General features: G+C 72.9%; 14 protein-coding genes. 6 read left to right on the forward strand and 8 right to left on the reverse strand.

Translation table 11 applies throughout. From position 1 onward, the window contains the following. Positions 1–36 precede the first annotated feature (36 nt). Positions 37–837, forward strand: coding sequence for an aldo/keto reductase (locus ACIODU_RS10225; protein ID WP_356421834.1), 801 nt, complete (start codon positions 37–39; stop codon positions 835–837). A 135-nt stretch (positions 838–972) separates the two neighbouring features. Here ACIODU_RS10225 and ACIODU_RS10230 read toward each other — a convergent pair whose 3' ends face one another. Genes ACIODU_RS10230 through ACIODU_RS10240 form a run of 3 tightly spaced genes read right to left on the reverse strand, consistent with a single transcriptional unit; the run spans position 973 to position 3,280 of the window. Further along, positions 973–1,911 (reverse strand): class I SAM-dependent methyltransferase, encoded by a 939-nt coding sequence (locus ACIODU_RS10230; RefSeq protein WP_356421837.1) that lies wholly within the window; start codon positions 1,909–1,911, stop codon positions 973–975. Positions 1,912–1,944: 33 nt separating this feature from the next. Further along, positions 1,945–2,928, reverse strand: coding sequence for an AraC family transcriptional regulator (locus ACIODU_RS10235; RefSeq protein ID WP_356421840.1), 984 nt, complete (start codon positions 2,926–2,928; stop codon positions 1,945–1,947). 46 nt (positions 2,929–2,974) lie between these two features. After that, the gene (locus ACIODU_RS10240; protein WP_401766067.1) at positions 2,975–3,280 is read right to left on the reverse strand and encodes a 4a-hydroxytetrahydrobiopterin dehydratase; all 306 of its coding nucleotides are present in this window, start codon (positions 3,278–3,280) and stop codon (positions 2,975–2,977) included. A gap of 145 nt (positions 3,281–3,425) precedes the next feature. Here ACIODU_RS10240 and ACIODU_RS10245 point away from each other — a divergent pair, with 145 nt between their 5' ends. After that, a complete protein-coding gene (locus ACIODU_RS10245) occupies positions 3,426–4,268 on the forward strand; it encodes a helix-turn-helix domain-containing protein (protein WP_401766070.1) in 843 nt (280 codons plus the stop codon). 10 nt (positions 4,269–4,278) lie between these two features. Here the strand turns inward: ACIODU_RS10245 and ACIODU_RS10250 are convergent, their stop codons facing one another. The 3 genes from ACIODU_RS10250 to ACIODU_RS10260 form a co-directional block, all read right to left on the reverse strand. Continuing rightward, complete coding sequence (locus ACIODU_RS10250) at positions 4,279–4,773, reverse strand: hypothetical protein (protein ID WP_401766072.1); 495 nt, start codon at positions 4,771–4,773, stop codon at positions 4,279–4,281. Then, complete coding sequence (locus ACIODU_RS10255) at positions 4,773–5,930, reverse strand: molybdopterin-dependent oxidoreductase (RefSeq protein WP_401766075.1); 1,158 nt, start codon at positions 5,928–5,930, stop codon at positions 4,773–4,775. The genes ACIODU_RS10250 and ACIODU_RS10255 overlap by 1 nt, the downstream gene beginning before the upstream one ends. 90 nt (positions 5,931–6,020) lie before the next feature. After that, positions 6,021–7,454 carry a hypothetical protein gene (locus ACIODU_RS10260; protein WP_401766078.1) on the reverse strand — a complete coding sequence of 478 codons (1,434 nt, stop codon included), beginning with the start codon at positions 7,452–7,454 and terminating at the stop codon, positions 6,021–6,023. Positions 7,455–7,662: 208 nt separating this feature from the next. On the opposite strand from ACIODU_RS10260, the gene ACIODU_RS10265 reads away from it, so the two are divergent. Continuing rightward, the gene (locus tag ACIODU_RS10265; RefSeq protein WP_401766081.1) at positions 7,663–8,934 is read left to right on the forward strand and encodes a molybdopterin-dependent oxidoreductase; all 1,272 of its coding nucleotides are present in this window, start codon (positions 7,663–7,665) and stop codon (positions 8,932–8,934) included. Beyond that, positions 8,922–9,458 (forward strand): hypothetical protein, encoded by a 537-nt coding sequence (locus tag ACIODU_RS10270; protein ID WP_401766084.1) that lies wholly within the window; start codon positions 8,922–8,924, stop codon positions 9,456–9,458. The genes ACIODU_RS10265 and ACIODU_RS10270 overlap by 13 nt, the downstream gene beginning before the upstream one ends. 37 nt (positions 9,459–9,495) lie before the next feature. On the opposite strand, the gene ACIODU_RS10275 is transcribed toward ACIODU_RS10270, so the two are convergent. Both ACIODU_RS10275 and ACIODU_RS10280 read right to left on the reverse strand, forming a co-directional pair. Further along, positions 9,496–12,624 carry an alpha-mannosidase gene (locus ACIODU_RS10275; protein WP_401766087.1) on the reverse strand — a complete coding sequence of 1,043 codons (3,129 nt, stop codon included), beginning with the start codon at positions 12,622–12,624 and terminating at the stop codon, positions 9,496–9,498. Continuing rightward, a complete protein-coding gene (locus ACIODU_RS10280; protein WP_401766090.1) occupies positions 12,617–14,713 on the reverse strand; it encodes a DUF2264 domain-containing protein in 2,097 nt (698 codons plus the stop codon). Before ACIODU_RS10280 ends, ACIODU_RS10275 begins: the two co-directional genes overlap by 8 nt. Positions 14,714–15,124: 411 nt before the next feature. Between ACIODU_RS10280 and ACIODU_RS10285 the strand changes: the two genes are divergently transcribed. Both ACIODU_RS10285 and ACIODU_RS10290 read left to right on the forward strand, forming a co-directional pair. Beyond that, positions 15,125–15,994, forward strand: coding sequence for an RNA polymerase sigma factor SigF (locus ACIODU_RS10285; RefSeq protein WP_356421863.1), 870 nt, complete (start codon positions 15,125–15,127; stop codon positions 15,992–15,994). Between the two features lie 138 nt (positions 15,995–16,132). Then, positions 16,133–16,396 (forward strand): hypothetical protein, encoded by a 264-nt coding sequence (locus ACIODU_RS10290; protein WP_401766094.1) that lies wholly within the window; start codon positions 16,133–16,135, stop codon positions 16,394–16,396. Positions 16,397–16,433: the final 37 nt, after the last annotated feature.

The following is a 16,433-nucleotide window of genomic DNA, read 5'->3' on the forward strand; positions in this document are numbered from 1 at the left end:
TCGACGACGTATCGACAACGTTAGGATCGCCCGCTCGTGAGCAAGGTCCCCACCGTCACCCTCAACAACGGCATCGAGATGCCCCAGCTCGGCTTCGGCGTCTGGCAGGTGCCGAACGACGAGACCGCGCAGGCCGTCGGCACCGCGCTGGAGGCCGGCTACCGCAGCATCGACACCGCGGCCATCTACCGCAACGAAGAGGGCACGGGGCAGGCCGTCGCCGCCTCCGGCATCCCCCGCGACGAGCTGTTCATCACCACGAAGCTGTGGAACGCGGACCAGGGGTACGACTCGACCCTGCGCGCCTTCGACACGTCGCTGGCCAAGCTCGGTCTCGACTACGTCGACCTGTACCTGATCCACTGGCCCCAGCCGGAGAAGGCCCTGTACGTGGACACGTACAAGGCGTTCGAGAAGATCCTCGCCGACGGCCGAGCCCGGTCCATCGGTGTCTCGAACTTCCTGCCCGAGCACCTGGAGCGGCTGGCCGCCGAGACCTCGGTGGTCCCGGCCGTCAACCAGATCGAGCTGCACCCGCGGCTCCAGCGCGCCGAGTCCCGCGCCTACCACGCGGACCACGGCATCGCGACGGAGGCCTGGTCGCCGCTCGCCCAGGGCAAGAACCTGCTGGACGTCCCGACGGTGGTGGCGGTCGCGCGCAAGCACGGCAAAACCCCGGCGCAGGTCGTGCTGCGCTGGCACCTCCAGCTCGGCAACGTGGTGATCCCCAAGTCCGTGACGCCGTCCCGGATCCGGGAGAACTTCGACACGGTCGCGGCCGACTTCGAGCTGGACGCCGACGACCTGGCGGCGTTCGCGGCGCTCGACGAGGGCTGACCGGCTGTACGTACACGACTCCACGTACACGCGACAGCACAGGCGCGGCGCTCCCGGCCGGGGGCGCCGCGCCTGTGTGCGGACCGTGCTTCCGTACGGGCCGTGCTTCCCTACGCGCCGTGCTTCCGAGAAGTTTCAGATCTTGCGCGCGGTGTGCACCGTACGGGCCTCCAGCAGGAAGACGTCCGGGCGTTGGAGCAGACCCAACGGGTCCTCCGGGTCCAGCAGCCGGTCCAGGACCTCCCGGTCCTCCGCCGACCCCTCCGCCAGGTTCTTGTCCCGCAACCGCGTGAAGGTTCTGACGAGCTGCTCCCGTACGAGCCGGGGCGCCGGGGCCGGGACGTCGAGCAGGAAGGAGCGGGTGCCGCTCGGTTCCAGACCGGCGGCGGTCAGCAGGGCCGGCCAGTCCTCGGTCTCCCGTACGGCGCCGGGCAGTTCGGCCCGCATCGCGCCGAACCACTCCGCCAGCCGCGCCTCGAAGCGCGCTTCCAGTCCGGGCGCGCCCATGCCGGTGCCGAGGTCCCGGGGAAGGTGGCGGGCGCTCAGGCCGCCCTCCAGGAGGGCGAGCACCCCGCCCGGCCGAAGCCGCCGGGCGAACCCTTCGAGCGCGGCGAGCTGGTCCCCGAGGTGGTGCAGTGAGTTGCCGGCCCAGATGACGTCGGCCTCTCCCAAGGTGTCCACGGCGTCGGGGAGTTCGGCGAGTCGTGTGCTCACCCTGCCGCCCAGGCCGAGGAGTTCGGCCCGGGCGGCGGTACGTTCCAGCAGTTCGGGGGTGGAGTCGACGGCGACCACCTCGGCGGCCGGGAAGACGTCCGCCAGGAGCACGGAGACCACGCCGGGGCCGCTGCCGATGTCCAGGACCCGGCGGGCGCCGGGAGCCGGGAGGAGGCCGGCGATCCACTCGGCGGCCTGCCGGTACAGGGGACCGCGGATCTCGGCCTCCTGTTCGAGCTGGGTGCTGAGGACGCCCCAGTCGAAGTCGAAGGACTCGTTGCCGTGCGTGTGCCCCTGGGAATGGCCGTGGGTGGCGGGTACGTGAGTGGCGGGTACGTGGGCGTCGTCGTGAGGGCTCATGGGCCCAGGCTGCACTTTCCGGTGCCGCTACGGCTAACCGTGTTGCGGTTCCGGCAAAGAATCCGGTGCCGGGGGCTGCGCCGCCGCGCCCGCCCGGTACTCCTGCGGGCTGACGCCCCGTACCCGCTTGAAGGCCGTGCTCAGCGCGAACGAGCCGCTGTAGCCGACCTTCCGTGCCACCGCCTCGACCGTCACGTCAGAACCGCGCAGCAGATCCGCCGCGAGCGCCAGCCGCCAGCCGGTCAGGTACGCCATCGGGGGCTCCCCCACCAGGTCGGTGAAGCGGCGGGCGAGCCCGGCCCGCGAGACGCCGCACGCCGTGGCGAGCGAGGCGACGGTCCACGGCTGGGCCGGATCGCTCTGGAGCAGCCGCAGGGCGTTGCCGACCGACGGATCGGCCATGGCGCGGTACCAGCCGGGCGCCTCCGCGCCGGGGCGCGAGAACCAGGCCCGGAGCACGGCGATCAGCATCAGGTCGAGCACCCGGTCGAGCACGACGCTCTGCCCCGGTTCGTCCCGGGAGATCTCGTCGTCGAGGACCGGCATCAACGGCCCGTTCCACGCGTCGGCGGGCAGGTGGATCAGGGCGGGCAGGGCGTCCAGCAGCCGCCGGCTGACCTCGCCGTCCATCTGGTACGTGCCGATGAGCATCGTCGTCGCCCCGTCGGAGGCGTTGCCCCAGGTCCGTACGCCCAGCCGCATCGACTGCGCGAGCGGTTCGCCCTCCAGGGTGTGGCAGACCCCGCCGGGGCCGATGAGCGCGCGGGGGGTGGTCGCCGGGTCGCCGGCGGCGGTGTACGGGTCGGGGCCGCGCGCGATCGCCACGTCGCCGGGGCGCAGGTGGATCGGCTCGCCCCCGTCGTCCGGAACGATCCAGGCCTCGCCGCGCGTGACGCACATCAGGCAGAGGGGGGCGCGGTCCTCGATCCGGACGGACCACGGCGGTTCCATCACCATGCGGAGCAGAAAGGCCCCCCTGGCGCGCGGTCCGTCGAGGAGTCCGGCGAGTACGTCCATGTCACCAGCGTAAATGCAGGGGCCACGGTGCCGGTCGCGGCACCAGTCAGTTCGCGCCGTGTGCGGGTGCGATGTCCTCGACACGGCGCGCGAGGTCGAGATCGAGGCCGGTGACGGCGTCGCCCGCGTCGTGCGTACGCACCGTCAGGGAGAGCGTGCTGTAACCCAGGGTCAGGTCGGAGTGGTGGTTCAACTCGTCCTGGATCGCGGCAATGTGAGCGACCATGGCGGCGGCTGCCCAGTGCGAGCCGAGATGGTACGTACGCGTGATCCGGCCGTCCTCCAGGGACCAGCCGGGCAGTTCCCTCAGCCGGTCCTCGGTCTCCTGCGGCGGCAGTGGCTGGGTGGGCATGACCGGGGCTCCTCACGGCTCGGGGCGGGACGCTCCTCACCCGGCCGACGATACGTCGTTCCGCCCGGTCCCTCCTGTCGAGCGGGGGACGCGGCCGTGCCGCCGGGCGGGGGGCGCCGACGGGCCGGTGCACTACCGTCCCCGTATGGCAGTCCCCGCCCCCGCCTCCGGCCCCGCGTCCGCGTCCGTGCCGACTTCGTCCGTCGGCCCCCTGTTGCGCGACTGGCGCCGGCGGCGCCGGATCAGTCAGCTCGATCTCGCCCTCCGGGCGGACTCGTCCGCCCGGCACATCAGCTTCGTCGAGACGGGCCGCTCGCGCCCCAGCGAGGAGATGGTGCTGCGGCTGGCCGAGCACCTCGACGTACCGGTCAGGGAGCGCAACGCCCTGCTGCTGGCGGCCGGTTACGCGCCCCGGTACACGGAGACGACGCTGGACGACCCGGCCATGGACGTCCTGCGCGAGGGCCTGACCGAACTGTTGCGCGCGTACGAGCCGTACCCGGCGGTGATCGTGGACGGGACGTACACGGTGGTGGCCGCCAACCGGGGCATCGCCCTGCTGATGGAGGGCCTGCCCGAGCACCTGCTCGCCCCGCCGCTGAACGTCATGCGGATCACCCTCCATCCGGAGGGTCTCGCCCCGCGCATCCTCAACCTGCCCGAGTGGCGGGGGCATCTGCTGGACCAGATGGAACGTCAGCTGGCCCTCTCCCGCTCCCCCGCCCTGCGTGAGCTGTACGACGAGGTGGCGGCGTACCCCATGCCCCCGGCCGGGAGCCGCACGCCGGAGGACGGGGCGCGCGGACCCGTACTCCCCGGCTTCGCGCTGCCGCTGCGGATCGGGCACGACGGTCACACGCTGTCCTTCCTCTCGACCATCGCCACGTTCAACACGCCGATGGACGTCACCGTCGCCGAACTGGCCATGGAGACCTTCCTCCCGGCCGACCCGGCGACGGCCAAGTACCTGGCGTCGGTGTCCAGGTAGCCGACGGCGGTCATTCCGTGGCGGGCGGGGCGGGTGGCGCGGGAGCGCGCCGCTTGTGCCGGGGCCGGGTCGCCCAGGCCACACAGGCGGTGGCCAGGGCGGTCAGGGCCAGGGCCAGCGCCCAGTTGACGGGGTAGTCGAGCGGCAGCACGGTCGGGTTGTTCGGCTTTCCGGGGCGGAGCATCAGCGGCAGCGCGAGCAGGGTCAGGCAACCGGCCGTCAGCAGGCCGCCGCGCAGAGCCGTACGGGATCGGGAGCGGCCCACGAACAGCCCGGCCCCGAGGACCAGCGGCACGAGCAGCCCGTCGTGCAGGGCGACCGCGCCCGCGAGCCACAGCGCCACGTCCCGGGGGTCGCCGGGGCGGGTGAGGGTGAACAGTTCGTACGCGCCGAAGCCGAGCGCGGCCACGCCGAGCGAGCCGAGAGCGATGCGGGCGATACGGGCGGCGCGGGCGGCGGTGGCGGCGCGGGCGGCGGTGGCGGTCTTCTTGTCCTGCTGGGGCATCACAGCACCTCCAGTCGTGTGACCCACTTCGTCTGGAGCACCCCGGGCCGGTTCGGCGCGATGATCCGCGCCGGGTAGCCGTGGTCCGGCGCCAGGATCTCGCCGTTGAGGCGCAGGGCCAGCAGGGTGAGGCCGTCGCGGGTGTAGGCGCGGTCCATCGCGGAGACGCCGTACCCGCCGTGCCGCTGCATCGAGACGATCCGCAGCGACGCGCCGTCCGGCAGTCCCGCGCGGGCCAGCAGGTCCTTGATGCGGACGCCTTCCCAGTGGGCGGACTTGGACCAGCCCTCGACGCAGGCCATGGGGAGTTCGACGCGGGTCTGCGGCATGGCGCGGAGTTCGGCGAGGGTCAGTTCGTACGGTTCGGGCCCGCCGACGCGCAGCCGCCACCCGCGCAGGTCGTCGGGGGTGATGCCGGCGGCCCTGGCCGTCCGGTTGACCGGGAGGCCCTGCGGGCCGACGCGCGGGTCGCGTGGGGCGAGGAGCAGCAGCCTCCGCAGCGGGGTGACGGACTGTCCGGCCGAGACGAGCGTGACCGCGCCGACCGACGCGGCGAGGCCGAGGAGCAGCGAGCGCCGCTCGGCGGCGGCCGTGGCCGCGTCGCCCGCCGTGTCCCGCGCGTCGAGACTCGTCGTCGCCGGTGAGGTGCAGCGCCAGTGCGCGGCGATCACCGGCGCCTTCACGGCGAGGTGGACGAGAAGCGCGCCGATGATGACAAACGCCAACGCCCAGTGGACGGCACGGAAGGGAAAGGGCCACGGATACCACTGAATGGTGTTGAGGAGTCCCATGAACAGTTCGAGCAGGGTGGCCGCGACCAGAACGGCGATGGAGATCCGTTCCAGCGCGTGTGAGACGGAACGGATCGGAGGCCATTCGAAAAGCCTCGGATAGACCGTCCAGAGTTTCACCAGAAGCAGGGGAATCGCGGCGATCCCGCTGATGACGTGGAGGCTCTGGGTGACGCGGTATCCGGAGACGGGCCTGGTGGGGAGGTGTCCGGCCGCCCAGTCGGGCGGTTGCTGAAGGTAATGGCTGGTGACGCCCGTGACGAAGCAGACGAGAATCGCGAGTCCGAGCCACCGGCCCACCGCCGTCGCCGTGCGCGGGTCGTGCGATCGGCCCCTGAATCGGGGGAGGAAAGGCGGGATACGCATATCCGTATTCCACGCTGTTTCCGTGACGAGGTGAAGGGGATCAACGCTTACAGAAAGCTGACGTTCGCATTTCCTGGCCCATGATGTCGCTCACCAGAACGTGAGCAGCAGATGATTGACGGCCAGTCCGACGGCGGCCTGGGCCAGCAGCCAGCGCCGGTGGTCCCGGGCGGGCAGCAGGGCGGCGGTCACCGGCAGCCAGAGGGTGAACGGCAGCCAGATGCGTTCCGTCTCGGCCTTGCTCATCCCGGACAGGTCGGCGGCGGCCACCGCCAGCAGGAGGGCGGCGACCAGCAGCACGACCGCCCCGTCGCCGGTGACCGGCCCGCCGCGCCGCAGCCGCCGCAGCGGATCCGGGGTGGCGGCCAGGGCCCGGCGGATCCCGGCGGCGGAGGCGAGACCGGCGGCGATCACCACATTGGCCGGATTGCCCCACACCCAGTAGGCGTACGGACGTACGCCTCCCACGCCCTGGTAGTAGCGCTCCACGAGCAGGTCGTACGCCTCCCACCAGCGGAACCCGGCCAGGGTGAAGGTGACCGCCACGGCGAGGAATCCCAGCGCCAGGAAGGGCAGGGGCCGTGCGGTACGGGTCAGCAGCAGGATCGCCGCGACCGGGACGACCATCAGGGTGAGCCCGTACGAGAGGTAGACGATCCAGCCGAGGAGCAGTCCCGCCGCCAGGGCCGCCGCGTGCGGGGCGCGGACGGTACGGGTCGCGGAGAGGGTCAGCAGGGCGAGGGCCCAGGCGCCGACGGCGGCGAAGTACGCGTCGGCGGAGGCGCCGACCCAGACGGCGGCCGGGGTGAGGACGAGGAAGGGCGCCGCCGCGCGGGCGGTCCGCTCGGCGTCCAGCGCGCGCAGCGTGACCAGCACGGCGACCACCGCCGAGGTGCCGGTCACGATGCAGAACGCGGCCGCCCATGCCCCGCCGCCCAGGCCGATCCGGTCGAGGCCGACGAAGGTCAGGACGGCGGCCGGCGGATGGCCGGCGATGTGCGTCGGCCAGTTGTCGGGCGAGTCCAGGAGGATGTGGGCGGTGTAGCCGCGCAGGGCGGCGCCGATGTCGTGGAAGCGGTCGACCCCGCGCAGGTACTCGTGGACGGTGTCGAGCCGCCCCGCGACACCCCGCTGCCAGCCGTCCACCAGCGCCAGCGACCAGGTCCAGGCCAGGGCCGCCGCCCAGCTCGCGCCGAGGAGCCGCCGCCAGGACAGCCGGGCCGCGAGGGCGGGGCCGTACAGGACGACCAGGACGGCGACTACGACGGCGGGCAGGGTGCCGGGGCCGGTGTGCGGCAGCCACTCGGCCAGGAGCGGGGGCCACTGGACGTGCAGGGTCCCGTACCGGTCCTGGATCACGGTGCCGATCACGGCGGCGGCGGTGACGAGGAGGGCGGCGGCTCCGGCCGCCAGCAGGTCGGCGCGGCGGCCGGTGGGGGTTTCGGGTCCGGCGTGGCGGTCCGGTGGGGCTTCGTGTCGCGTGGGAGGCGCGGGGTGCGGGTCGGAGTGGGGAAGCGGGGTCACTCCCGTCACGTTAGGGCCGGGGCCGCGCGGATCGGGGTGCGCGGCGGGCCGCGTCACCGATCCGTCAGATCTCCGGCGCGAGCCGCTGTCTCTCGCCGGCGTCAGCGGTTGTTTCGCGCCGGGGTCAGCCTTTGTCTCTCGCCGGCGTCAGCCTTTTGTCCTGAGTCGCAACCGGGCCCGGCGCTCCCCGCCCCCTACGGTCGCTGCCATGGACGTCCCTCTGCCGTCGTGGCGCAGCCCCCTGCGCGGGCCGTGGCTGACCTCGGTCTTCGCCGTGGTGCTGCTGGCCGGCATCCCCGTGCTGTGGGTCACCGGCCTGCTCTCGTACGCCGCGTACAACCCGGATCTCGCACCGGTCAACGACAAGACACCGGACAAGGGCCTGCTCGGCTTCTACCTCTTCTCCTGGCCGACCGACCCGTACTGGCTGTACCGCGTCACCCAGGGCGTCCATGTGACGCTCGGGATCGTGCTGGTGCCGGTGGTGCTCGCCAAGCTCTGGTCGGTCGCGCCCAAGCTGTTCGTCCTGCCGCCGGTACGGTCGGTGGGCCACGCTCTGGACCGGCTGTCGCTGCTCCTGCTGGTCGGGGGCGGGCTGTTCACGTTCGCCACGGGCGTCCTCAACATCCAGTTGGAGTACATCTTCCCGGGATCGTTCTATCCGCTGCACTTCTACGGGTCCTGGGTGTTCTTCGGCGCGTTCCTCGCGCACGCGGTCCTCCGGCTGCCGCGTACGGTACGGGCGCTGCGCGGCCACGACCTGCGCGCGGAGCTGCGGACTCCCGCGTCCCGTACGGCACCGGAGCCGCCCGATCCGGAGACCGGCCTGGTCTCCCGCGACCCGGCGCCGCCGACCGTGTCGCGGCGGGGCGCGCTGGGGCTGGTGGGCCTGGGGTCGCTGGCCCTGTTCGTGGTGACGGCGGGGCAGAGCATCGGAGGCTCGGTGCGCGGTACGGCGCTGCTCGCCCCGCACGGGCGAGATCCCGGCCCGGGGCCCAACGGCTTCCAGATCAACAAGACCGCCGAGTCGGTGCGGTTGAGGGCGCGGGACATCGGCGAGGACTGGCGTGTCGTGGTACGGGGCGGTGGACGGCAGGCGGTCCTGACCCGGGCGCAGTTGGAGCGACTGCCCCAGCACCGCTCGTCGTTGCCGATCGCGTGCGTCGAGGGGTGGTCGACGTCCGACCAGCGGTGGGAGGGGGTGCGGCTGGTGGATCTCGCGGCCCTGGTCGGCCTGGACCACCGGCCGCCGGGTGTCTTCGTGGAGTCGGCGCAGCCGCACGGTTCGTTCCGGTCGGCGGCGCTGCGGGACAACCAGGTGCGCGACACCCGCTCGCTGCTCGCACTGCGGGTCAACGGGGCGCGGCTGTCGGTGGACCACGGCTATCCGGCGCGGATCATCGTGCCGGGGGCGCCGGGTGTGATGAACACCAAGTGGGTCACGCGGCTGAGCTTCGGGGAGGCGGCGTGGCAGGCGTGAGGAGAACGGTACGGGAGGCGGCCTCGGCGGCCGGGGCGCGTGTCCGGCGGGTGTACGGCGAGTCGCCGCTCCAGCTGATCGTCCTGCTGACGTCATTCGTCATCTGCTGTTACGCGGGGGTGCTGCTGCTGGGGAGGGACGACTGGGGCGGGATCCTGATCTGGTTCGTGGGCGCGGCCGTGCTGCACGATCTGGTGCTGGTGCCGCTGTACGCGCTCCTCGACCGCGGGGTGCGCTCCGCGCTGCGGCGGCGCCCGTCGCTGCCCCGTACGGCGGTCAACTACGTCCGGGTCCCGGCCGCCGTCTCGCTGCTGTTGCTGCTGGTGTACTGGCCGTTGGTGACGCGGGCCTCGCCGTCCTACGAGCCGGCGACCGGGCTGGACATCGGGGTGTTCCTGGGGCGCTGGCTGCTGATCACGGCGGCGCTGTTCGTGGCGTCGGCGCTCTGGCTGGGGTGGCGGACGTGGTACGGCCGCCGGGCACGGGCGCAGGTCCGGCGGGGCGCGCCCCGCCGGACCGGGTGATCGCCAACTGCGGTGCGTGAAACGGCCGGTGGGCCGCTCAGCCGTGTGTCCGGTGGCCGGGGCGGAGCCGTACGGTACGGATCTCGAAGGGGCGGAGCCGCAGCGGCACCGCCGTGTCCTCGGCGGCGAGGGTCAGTTCGCGCTCGGGGTGTTCCAGCAGGTCGCAGCAGAAGGCCCCGGCCAGGGGGAACGCCGCCGAGAGTGTGGCGCGCGCCGCCCCGCCGACCGCTTCGTAGAGGCGGACGACCACATCACCGCCGCAGTCGTCCGCGAGCTTGACCGACTCGACGACGACGTCCGGGTTGTCGACCGCGATGATGGGTGCCGAGCCCGAAGTGGCGGGCCGCAGGGGCAGGTTGAGGGCGTAGCCGCCCGCCATCGCCTCCTCGATGCCGGCGCCCGCGAGCAGGGCGTAGCTGAACAAATGCCTGCCCCGGTCGGCCTGCGGGTCGGGGCTGTGCGGGGCGCGCAGCAGCGAGAGCCGTACGGTCGTGGTCGTACCGCCGTCCTGCCGGGTCTCGCGGCCGAGGTCGTGGCCGTACGTGGAGTCGTTGAGGAGCGCGGCGCCCCAGTGCCGCTCGCCGACATGCACCCAGCGGTGGGCCCACAGTTCGAAGCGGGCCGCGTCCCAGCTGGTGTTCTCGTGGGTGGGTCGCTGCACATGGCCGAACTGGATCTCGGCGCTCTCCCGTTCCGCGTGGACGTCCAGCGGCCAGGCCGCCTTGAGGACGGCGTCGCGCTCCTGCCAGTCGATGTCCGTACGGACCGTCAACTGCGCACTCCCGGCGCCCAGTTCGAGGTGCTGCACGATCCGGGAGTCGCCGAAGGCGCGCTCGACGCGTACGGACGCGAGCAGCGGGCCGCTCTCGGCGAGGGCCACGGACTCGGCGTCGGTGAGGTCGCGCACGGTGTCCCGGTAGAAGTGGTCGAGGTTCCAGGCGCTCCACAGGTTGGGGTCGTCGGGGTGCAGCTGGAGCAGGTTGCCCGCCGCGCCCGGGGCGATGGCCTCGCGCCGGGCGGAGTGGTCGTACACCGACCTGACCAGGCCGTCGTGGTCGATACGTACCCGCACCAGGCCGTTGTCCAGGACGACGCCGTCCGGTGCGGTCCTGGCGGTGACCGGCGCCGTGGGGGCGGTGACCGTGGATCCGGCGCCGAGGGCGGGGGCGTCGGCGAACACCGCGCGCCGCGCGTCGGACAACCGCTGCGCGCCGGGGACCTCCGGCGCTCCAGGGGTCTCGGCGGGCAGGACGACCACCTCACGCCGGGCGAACGGGCCCGCGTTCAGGAACAGTTGTCCTGTGGCGGCGGTGAGCGCCCCCGCCGCCTCCGCGATGATCTCCTCCAACTCCTCGCGTACCGCGCCGTACACCTGCTCGGCCTGCTGGTGCACCCAGGCGATGGAGGAGCCGGGCAGGATGTCGTGAAACTGGTTGAGCAGGACGCGCTTCCAGAGGGAGTCGAGCCGGTCGTACGGATACTCCGCGCCGGACCGTACCGTGGCGGTCGCGGCCCACAACTCCGCCTCGCGCAGAAGCGATTCGCTGCGGCGGTTGCCGCGCTTGGTGCGGGCCTGGCTGGTGTACGTGCCCCGGTGGTTCTCCAGGTACAGCTCGCCCCGCCACACCGGGAGGTCGCCGTACTCGGCGTACTCGGCGCGGGCGGCGGCGAAGAACGTGCCGGGGGCGGTGATCTCCACCTTCGGGGAGCCTTCGAGGTCGCGGAGCCTGCGGGCCTTCTCCAGCATCGAGCGCGTGGGACCGCCGCCGCCGTCCCCGTACCCGAACGGGGCGAGGGAGCGGGTGGCCGCGCCCTTGTCCGTGAAGTTCGCCTCGGCGTGGTGGAGTTCGCCCGCCGTCAGTTCGGCGTTGTACGTGTCGATCGGCGGGAAGTGGGTGAAGATCCGGGTGCCGTCGATGCCCTCCCACTCGAAGGTGTGGTGCGGCAGCCGGTTGGTCTCGTTCCAGGAGAGCTTCTGGGTCAGGAACCACTTCGCCCCGGCGAGCTTCGCGAGCTGCGGGTAGGCGGCGGTGTAGCCGAAGGAGTCCGGCAGCCAGACGCCGTCCTGCTCGATGCCGAACTCCTCGGCGAAGAAGCGCCGTCCGTGGACCAGTTGGCGGGCCAGGGCCTCGCCGCCCGGCAGGTTGCCGTCGGCCTCGACCCACATGCCGCCCACCGGCACCCAGTTGCCGGCCGCGGCGGCCTTCTGTATCCGGCCGAAGATCTCGGGGCGCCGCTCCTTGATCCAGGCGTACTGCTGCGCCGAGGAGCAGGCGAAGACCAGTTCGGGGTACTCCTGGGCCAGGGTCGTCATGTTGGTGAAGGTGCGGGCGCACTTGCGCATGGTCTCGCGCACGGGCCAGAGCCACGCGGAGTCGATGTGGGCGTGGCCGACGGCGGCGATCGTGTGCGCGGAGGCGTGGGCGGGGCGGGCGAGCACGGCGGCGAGGCGGTCGCGGCCGGCCTGCGCGGTGCCCGCGACGTCGCGCGGATCGACGGCCTCGACCGCGCGGTTGAGGGCGCGCAGGATCTCGTGCCGCCGCGAGGAGTCCCCGGACAGCTCGCGCATCAGCTCGTCGAGCACCTCGACGTCGTGGATCAACTGCCAGACGGCCTCTTCCCGTACGGCGATCTCGGCGGTCCGCAGCACGTAGAGGTGGTCGTCGCCCGCGGTCTCCCGCGAGCCGAAGTGGGTGCCGAGGCCCCGGCTGCCGACGATGTTCGGGTTGGCGGCCAGCTCGACCAGGAGACTCACCGGGTCGCCGCCGGTGGCGGAGGCGGCCAGCAGGACGCTGCGGCTGTACGGGTGGAGCCCCTGGAGCGGGGAGCCGTGCCGGTCGTGCACCAGCCCCTCGGCCTGCCCGCCGGGTCCGCGCGTCAGGTCGAAGCCCAGGTCGAAGACGGCCTCGACGCGGCGGCCCGTCCAGGCGGCGGGGATCTCGGCGGTGGCCCGCAGCCAGGTGGTGGACCAGGGGCCGCCCCAGCTGTCGCCGAGCCGCAGGGGGCGGTACGGCGCGGCCAGCGCCTCGGCGACCGGCACCGGCTCCCCCGGCACCTCCCAGGCGTCGAGGGTGAGGTCCCGGGTGTCGCTGTAGAGGGCGGGGCGCAGGCTCCTCTCCAGGAACGCGGTCACCCGTGCCTCGATGACGCGGCGGTCGTCATGCACGGTACGACTCCTGCGGCTTCTCCGGATTCTCCGGTTTCTCGGGCTTCTGCGGCTTCTCCGGTGCGGGGAGCCGTACGGTGTCGCGGCCCCCGTCGGGCCAGGTCACGGCGGCGGTGGCGGCGGGCCCCTCGAAGCGGAGGGCGACGTCCGGGAGGTCCCGCGGGTCCAGGGCGGCGCCCCCGAGGTGGACGGCGGCGGCGTAGAGGACGCCGGACTCGACGGGCCCCCCGGTCCACAGCACGGGCGTGGCGGAACGGGCCCCGAAGGCGTTGCTGTCGGCGGAGCGATGCGTGGCGGCGAGGTCGAATCCGGCCAGCCCGAGAACACTGGAGACGAGCCCCCCGACACCGACGACGGTGGCGGTCGGCCGGTCGGGACTTTCGAGCCCGTCCGGCGTTTCAAGCCCGTCCGGCGATGGAGGACACAGCGCGGCCGGAGGCCGCGTCACCGCACCGGGCTGCTCCTCCCCCTCGTCCGCCGCGACCGCCCAGCCCCCCAGCCTCAGCCGCCACGGCCCCCCGTCCTCGTCCGCGCCGCCCGGATCGACCCGTACCAGACGGATCTCCACCGACCCCCGCACCGCCGACCCCACCGTGACCCACGGCCCGACCCGGTACGCCGTGTCCGGGCCCCCGAACGGGTCCCACCGTTCGTCCGCCGGCCAGTGCGCCCTGCTGCGGGAGACGCCCGTCGCGCCCTCGACCGAGATCCGCTCCAGCGGACGCCGGTGCGCCGCCCTGCCCTCCGCGTCCACCAGCGTGGCCGTCGCGTCGACCGGCCCCCCGGCCGGATCCGCCGGCATCTCGGGGGCGGTGTGCGTGGAGTACGTGAGGCGGGCGTAGCAGGGGTCGTCGGAGTGCAGGCGGGCCGGGTCGGCGTGGTCGGCGCCGTGGTTGACGACCCGCACGACACCGTCCGACGCCGTGCCCGACACCAGCCAGCCCGGTCCCTTCAACGGCCGTACGAAGGAGTGCTGTTCGACGGCGAGCGGGCTCTCCTCCTCCGTCCACACCGGATGTGTGGGAGGCAGCAGCAGCCCGATGAACCCCTTCGCGGCCCAGTACGGCGAGGCCGGCCCCGAGTACGTCTGGAGCAGGCCCCGGAAGGGCCGGTGCCAGCCCAGGGTCAGGAGCCCCGCGTCGTCCGTGGCGCCGTGCCCGGTGAAGTGGTCGAGCATCCGGGACGCGAGCCGGCGGGTCTCACCCGGGACGAGCGGCGTCGCGTCGAAGAGCGCGCCGGTCCACACGGGGGCGAGCGCGGCGAAACGGTACGTCATCGAGCGGCCCTGGACGAGCGGGGAGCCGTTGGCGCCGACGAGCAGCCGCTGGTCCTCCAGGAAGCGCCGGAGCCGGGCGCGGTAGCGGTCGAGCAGGCCCGGGGGCGCCGCGTCGCCCATGATCCGGCAGAACCAGAGCGGGTAGAGGTGCATGGCCCAGCCGTTGTAGTGGTCGAAGTTGCGGTGCGCGCCGCCGGTGAGCCCGTCGGAGTACCACCCCTCGTCCGCGTACCAGTCGTCGGTGAGCGCGATCGTGCGGTCCAGGTCGTCCTGGTGCCAGGTGCCGCCCACGCCGCGCGCGAAGGCCTCGGTGACGCCCTGGAACCAGATCCAGTTGTTGGCCGGCATGTCGGTCCCGGCCATGGCGCCCAGCCACTCCAGGAGTTGTTCCCGGACGCGGCCGGGGAGGCGGTCCCAGATCCAGGGCCGGGTCTCGTGCAGGGCCAGCGCGACGGAGGCCGCCTCGACCTTCGCCTGGTTGCTCTCCTTGAACGTGGGCCAGCGCCCGGGGTGCGCGGGGTCGACCCCGGCGGTGAGGCCTTCCGCGTACCACTCGGCGAGACCGTGCGGGTCCTCGCCCCGCGCCCCGGCGAGGCGGAAGGCGGCCAGCAGGAAGGTCCGGGCGAAGCCTTCGAGGCCGTCGCTCCAGGCGCCGTTGTGGCTGGCCGGGCCGGGCAGCCGGATGAGCGAGTGGTCGGGGGCGGCGTACGGGCGTACGGCCAGGAGCAGCCGGTCGGCGGTCCGTTCCCAGTGGGCGCGGTCGGCGGCGGGAGCGCGGCCGACGGGGAAGGGGGCAGGGGGGACGGAGGTCATCGCTGGCGGTTCTCCCGGTTGAGGGTGTCGTCCTAGGACGTCGACGTGCCGTCGGGAGAAAGCCCTTTCGTACGGACCCCCGAAGCGTCCCGTCTGCCGCCCGGTCTGACGGAGCCATGTAAATCCAGCGTGTCGCCTCGCGTCAATGCGTTACACGGCCGACGGCCCTCTCCGGCGGGGAGCAGGCGCACCGCCAGAAAGCGCGTTCCCCGTCCACCGGCGCGACCCGGTCCTGGAGCTCGACCGCCCTCGGGATCAGTCCGGCGGGGCAGGGGATCACCGGCTCCCGGGTCGGGGGCGCGGCCCCTTTTTCCGGGTCGGGACAATTGTTCGCCATCAGCGGGGAATGAGTCGGCGATTACGGGGCACTAGCGCCACCGGTACGGTCCGCTGCTGTGGAGGGTGAATGTGATGACAACCGGAACTGTGCGTGCTGTCGGGGTGGAGAGGACGGCCGAGCGGTCGGAGGACGTACTGCCGCGGATCGACGACCCGAGCAAGGTCGCTCCGAAGGACGCCCGCGCGCTGTCCAAGCTCTTCTTCGACCAGCTCATGGTTCTGGAGGAGGGCACGCGCGAATACCAGTACGCCCGTAACACGCTCATCGAGATGAACCGCTCCCTCGTCCGCTTCGCCGCGGGCCGCTTCCGCAACCGGGGCGGCGGCGACATGGAGGACATCATCCAGGTCGGCACGATCGGCCTGATCAAGGCGATCGACCGGTTCGACCTGTCCCGCGAGGTCGAGTTCACCTCCTTCGCGGTGCCGTACATCGTCGGCGAGATCAAGCGTTTCTTCCGTGACACCAGCTGGGCCGTGCACGTGCCGCGCCGGCTCCAGGAGCTGCGGGTCGAGCTGGCGAAGGCCAAGGAGCACCTGGCGACGGGCCTGGACCGGGACCCGACCGTCAAGGAGCTCGCCGAGCTGCTCGGCATCGACGAGGAAGAGGTCATCGAGGGCCTCGTCGCCACGAACGGCTACACCGCCGGGTCGCTGGACATGCCGACCGGCGACGAGGGCCAGAGCGGCAGCGGCCGGACCTTCGCCGACGTGCTGGGCGAGCCGGACCCCGCGATGGAGAAGGTCGAGAACCTGCACGCCCTGGCGCCGCTGCTGGAGCAGCTGGACGAGCGGGAGCGCAGCATCGTCGAGATGCGCTTCGGCCGGGAGATGACGCAGTCGCAGATCGGTACGGAGCTGGGCGTGTCCCAGATGCACGTGTCGCGGCTGCTGAACCGGATCATCTCGCAGCTGCGCGCGGGGATGCTGGTCGAGGAGTGATCTCCGCCCAGCCCCCGGGAAGTCCTTCGGGAAGTCCTTCGGGAAGAGCGTGCGGGCGGCGGCGGGACCGGATTGTCAGACCCATGGATCAGACTTGAGGACCTGAGAGTCCGACAGATTCCTGGGGAGGAAGCCGAGATGACCGCCACCACCTCCACTCCGTCCGCCACGCCCGGTGAGTGCACCGCGGCCCAGGCCTATCTGCGCCTGCTGGCCGCGGTGCGCGCCGTTCTGGACGACCCCTTGCAGGCGTCCCTCGCCGCGCCGCTGCTGGCGGCCCCGATCGCCGAGGCGGACGAGGCGCTGGACGCGGCGGGTCTGGCGGGCAACGAGAGGGAGTTCCTCGATCTGGTCGCCCTCCAGGCGGTGGGCGGCCATGCCGCGCGTACGTCGGGCGGCTGAGGCCGTCCGGCGGCCGGCGCCGCCGGACGGACCCCGC

The sequence above is a fragment of the Streptomyces sp. NPDC088261 genome (assembly GCF_044740805.1).
Lineage (GTDB): Bacteria > Actinomycetota > Actinomycetes > Streptomycetales > Streptomycetaceae > Streptomyces.